Origin of the sequence: Planktotalea sp., from assembly GCF_018607965.1 — a bacterium.
Taxonomy (GTDB): Bacteria; Pseudomonadota; Alphaproteobacteria; order Rhodobacterales; family Rhodobacteraceae; genus Planktotalea.
Window position 1 is genome coordinate 1 of the sequence record NZ_JABBAM010000086.1, and the last position, 4,328, is coordinate 4,328.

3 protein-coding genes are annotated in these 4,328 nt (G+C 52.7%); 1 reads left to right on the forward strand and 2 read right to left on the reverse strand.

Annotated features, from left to right (window positions below; translation table 11 throughout):
* Positions 1 to 56: 56 nt before the first annotated feature.
* Together xsc and QZ279_RS08320 are read right to left on the reverse strand one after the other, a co-directional pair.
* Positions 57 to 1,835, reverse strand: coding sequence for a sulfoacetaldehyde acetyltransferase (gene xsc / locus QZ279_RS08315; protein ID WP_293449901.1), 1,779 nt, complete (start codon positions 1,833 to 1,835; stop codon positions 57 to 59).
* Between the two features lie 144 nt (positions 1,836 to 1,979).
* Positions 1,980 to 3,449 (reverse strand): PLP-dependent aminotransferase family protein, encoded by a 1,470-nt coding sequence (locus QZ279_RS08320; RefSeq protein WP_293449902.1) that lies wholly within the window; start codon positions 3,447 to 3,449, stop codon positions 1,980 to 1,982.
* A gap of 121 nt (positions 3,450 to 3,570) precedes the next feature.
* Between QZ279_RS08320 and QZ279_RS08325 the strand changes: the two genes are divergently transcribed.
* Positions 3,571 to 4,266 (forward strand): GntR family transcriptional regulator, encoded by a 696-nt coding sequence (locus QZ279_RS08325; protein ID WP_293449903.1) that lies wholly within the window; start codon positions 3,571 to 3,573, stop codon positions 4,264 to 4,266.
* The last annotated feature ends 62 nt before the right edge of the window (positions 4,267 to 4,328 follow it).

The following is a 4,328-nucleotide window of genomic DNA, read 5'->3' on the forward strand; positions in this document are numbered from 1 at the left end:
GAGCTTGTTTGCTTCATCTAGCAAAGCGGATGGGTTCGTTTTGCTAGACATCAGGCTTATACCGCCTGCTTGACCATGTCGTCGGCGCTGATACCAGCAACAGACACAGGCTTTTTCATCGCGTCGCGGCGGAACGGGTCACCAAGCTCTTGGTTGATCATCGCTTCGATCAGCGTCGTAATGCCGTTCTCCATCTGATCTTTAACCGCTTGGTTCAGCGCTGCAGTGAGCTCGTCCTGAGTGCGTGCAACGACGCCCTTCAGACCACATGCGTTCGCGATACCAGCGTAGGACACATCTTCGTCCAGCTCTGTACCAACGAAGTTGTCGTCGAACCAAAGCGTAGAGTTACGCTTTTCCGCGCCCCACTGGTAATTACGGAACACAACTTGTGTCATCGCAGGCCAATCGCCGCGACCAATCGCCGTCAGTTCGTTCATGGCGATACCGAATGCGCCGTCGCCAGCAAAGCCTACAACTGGAACATCAGGGCAGCCGATCTTTGCGCCAGCAACCGCAGGCAGACCGTAGCCACATGGACCGAACAGACCCGGTGCAAGGTACTTACGACCAGAGTCGAAGTCAGGATAGGCGTTACCGATTGCGCAGTTGTTACCGATGTCGGATGAGATGATCGCTTCACGTGGAAGAGCCGCCTGAATTGCGCGCCATGCCATACGTGGGGACATCCAGTCAGGCTTGGCCGCACGTGCGCGCACGTTCCAGTCTGTTCCCGGATCGTCGTTCTCGTCTGTCATTGATGTCAGCTCTTGCGCCCATGAGGATTTCTTCTGAGCAATGTTCGCTTTGCGTGCGTCGCGGCCTGCGTCGCCTGCATCGTCAGACAGTTGCGCCAAGATACCAGCCGCAACTTTCGCAGCATCGCCAACAATTCCAACAGTAACCTTCTTGGTCAGGCCAATACGGTCAGGGTTGATGTCGACTTGAATGATCTTCGCATCTGCTGGCCAGTACTCCATGCCGTAACCTGGCAATGTGGAGAACGGGTTGAGGCGTGTGCCGAGGCACAGAACAACGTCCGCGTCTTTGATCAATTCCATGCCTGCTTTTGAACCGTTGTAGCCCAATGGACCTGCAAACAATGGGTGTGAACCCGGGAACGCGTCGTTGTGCTGGTAGCCAACGCAAACAGGGGCTGTGAGGCGCTCGGCCAAAAGCTTGGACGCTTCAATGCCACCCTTGGACAGTACAACGCCTGCGCCGTTCAAGATGACTGGGTTTTTTGCGGAAGACAAAAGTGCGGCAGCTTCTGCGACAGAGTTCGTGCCGCCGGAAGAAGCTTCGAATTCAATAGGATCTGCAATTTCTACGTCGATAACTTGTGTCCAAAAATCGCGTGGGATGTTGATTTGAGCAGGGCCAGACAAACGCTTGGCTTGTGAAATCACACGTGTAAGGACTTCTACAACGCGGGATGCGTCGCGGACTTCTTCTTGGTAGGATACCATGTCTTCGAACAGTTTCATCTGCTCGACCTCTTGGAAACCACCTTGGCCGATTGTCTTGTTCGCGGCTTGCGGTGTTACCAACAACAATGGTGTGTGGTTCCAGTAAGCGGTCTTAACGGCCGTTACGAAGTTCGTGATGCCGGGTCCGTTCTGAGCAATCATCATGCTCATCTTGCCGGTTGCGCGTGTGTAACCGTCAGCCATCATGCCGGCAGAACCTTCGTGGGCGCAATCCCAGAACTTGATTCCCGCTTTAGGGAAGATGTCCGAGATTGGCATCATTGCGGAACCGATGATTCCGAATGCGTGTTCAATACCGTGGCGTTGCAGAACCTTAACGAAAGCTTCTTCAGTGGTCATCTTCATGGATGCGCTCCTAGACTGAGATTTAGAATTAAAAAGAGCCCGCAAAATGAGCAGGCGAATTGTGGCGACATTATTAAGCCGAAGAGATTCAGGTTAGGGCCAGTTAGTAGACTGAAATATATCCAGTGTCAAAATTAATGAGATTTAATGTCTCATTAATTCAATAATTCGTTTGGAGATCCGCGCGACCCCTTCTGGGATGCGGTCTGCTGAAATCGAGGAATAGGCCAGTCTGTAAAAATTCTTTGGTCCATCACCCGCCTCAAAGTAGGGGTGACCCGGTTCAATCAGTACGTTTTCATCGCGCAGGGAAGCACTTAGCAGTTCAGTGTCGATTTTTTCGGGTGCGCGCATCCAGAAACTGGACCCGCCAAAGACGCCACGTCCTGCGATTTCAAGCTGATATTCAGCGAAGGCTTGTTCCATCACGCCGCGACGTTTCTGGAATTCTTTGCCCATTTTTCCAACGAGCGCATCGTAGTGACCAAGCGACAGGAAATAAGCCGCAGTTCTCTGGATGTGACCGGGGGGATGGCGCAAGACGGATGCGCGCAATGCACGCGCTTCGCGGATAAAGGGTTCAGAGCCGACTAGGTACCCAAGCCGCAGGCCTGGAAATAACGATTTGGAAAAGCTACCCACATAAATCACACGCCCATCCGCATCGAGAGATTTTAGCGCAGGCAAGGGTGCGCCAAGGAAAGACACCTCAAATTCGTAGTCGTCTTCAACGATGATCGCATCGAGTTCTTTCGCCCGTTTCAGGAGTGTTTTGCGGCGCGTGTGGGGCATGGTGGCGGAGGTGGGGCATTGATGGCTGGGTGTTGTAAAAATCACATCCGTGCCGTCTTTGATTAACTCAGGCTGCATTCCGTCCTCATCCACGGGAACTTTGGAAAGGTGGCAACGGGACTGTACCAGAATATCGCGAAGCGCATGATAACAAGGGTCTTCGATCGCGGCAGTACGTCGCTGGGTCAGCAGAATTTGTGCAGTTAACCAAAGTGCGTTTTGCGCGCCGACTGTGATCAACACTTCTTCAGGACGCGCCACAATTCCGCGACGGGGTAGCGTGTGGCGCAAAATGAATTCGATCAACTGCGGATCGTCTTGATCATAGTAATCAGACGTCAGTGCGGAGAAATCCCGCGTACCCAAAGCCTGCAGCGCGCACATGCGCCAGTTGGCGTGATCAAACAGGCTTTTGTCAACCTGCCCGTAAATAAAAGGATATTTGTACTTAGCCCAATCCATGGGCTTTGAGGGCGTGGAGCCCCCCGTAAATTTTTGCCCAATCGCGCGTGTCCAATCGACCGTGTCAGTCTGTTTCGTGGGCGGATCAAAGTTGGGTGGTTCTGGTGCGTTTTCAGAGACGAAATAACCAGAGCGCCCTCGGCTGGTGAGATAGTCGTTCGACAGCAATTCCGTGTAGGCCAGCGTGACTGTGATCCGACTAATACCAAGATGCAGAGCAAGCTTGCGTGACGAGGGTAGCTTTTCACCTTTGGAATAGCGCCCTGACAAGATGCCCTGTGCGATCATCTGCTGGATTTGCGCCTGCAATGTCCCTTGCGAGTCGGGATCTAGAAAGAATGTGTCGATCGATATAACCATTTGGGGACATTAGTCTGGTCTTAAGCTGTGATGCAACTGGACTTATGCTTTTCAGAAAAAGATTGACTGAAACCAATTTGTATACACTGTGAATACAAAAATGAAGTGAGTCGTACAATCCATGACTAAGAAAGACGCCTGCATATCTGATCTGAAGGCCAGAGTTCTGGCGCTTGAACTCGCGCCGGGGGCTGCGCTGGATGAGGTTTCGCTAAGTGAATCCTACGGTCTGTCGCGCACGCCTTTGCGCGAAGTTTTGCAACGCTTGGCAGGCGAGGGGTACATCAGCCTAGAGGCGAACAGAGGCGCGGTTGTCTCTGCCATGGACATTGCCGCAATGCGCCAGTTCTTCCAGACAGCCCCTATCATCTATTGTGCAATCTCACGGCTTGCTGCGGAAAACGCGAGCCTTGCTCAGCTTGCAAAATTGAAAGCTGAGCAATTTGGTTTCACGCAAGCCAAAGCCGTGCTTGACGCGCCTGCAATGGCGCTGGCTAACCACCATTTTCACGAAACCATTGGTGCGATGTCTGGCAATCCCTACCTGCTGCCTGCGATGGGCCGTTTGTTGATTGACCACACCCGCATTTCGCAACGCTTTTATAACGCGTCTGCCCCGCATGACGGAGTGCGCATTACACAAGCCGCGCATCAACATGATCTCCTGATCGATGCAATTGAACGCCGCAGCCCTGAAAAGGCCGTTGAAATAACACTAGACCATTGGGCGCTTAGTCGCGATGAAATTGAACGTTATGTTTGGCCAGACCCCTTGCCTGACGATACCACACGCCGCACGACAGGAGAGTCCACATGAAATTTGAAGGCATCTACACGCCTTTGGTGACGCCGTTTCACGACGATTTCGCCCTGAACAAA

What these genes read in the sequence shown, in the direction of transcription:
- xsc (WP_293449901.1), bottom strand. Translation starts at nt 1,835, where the DNA reads ATGAAGATGACCACTGAAGAAGCTTTCGTTAAGGTTCTGCAACGCCAC.
- QZ279_RS08320 (WP_293449902.1), bottom strand. Translation starts at nt 3,449, where the DNA reads ATGGTTATATCGATCGACACATTCTTTCTAGATCCCGACTCGCAAGGG.
- QZ279_RS08325 (WP_293449903.1), top strand. Translation starts at nt 3,571, where the DNA reads ATGACTAAGAAAGACGCCTGCATATCTGATCTGAAGGCCAGAGTTCTG.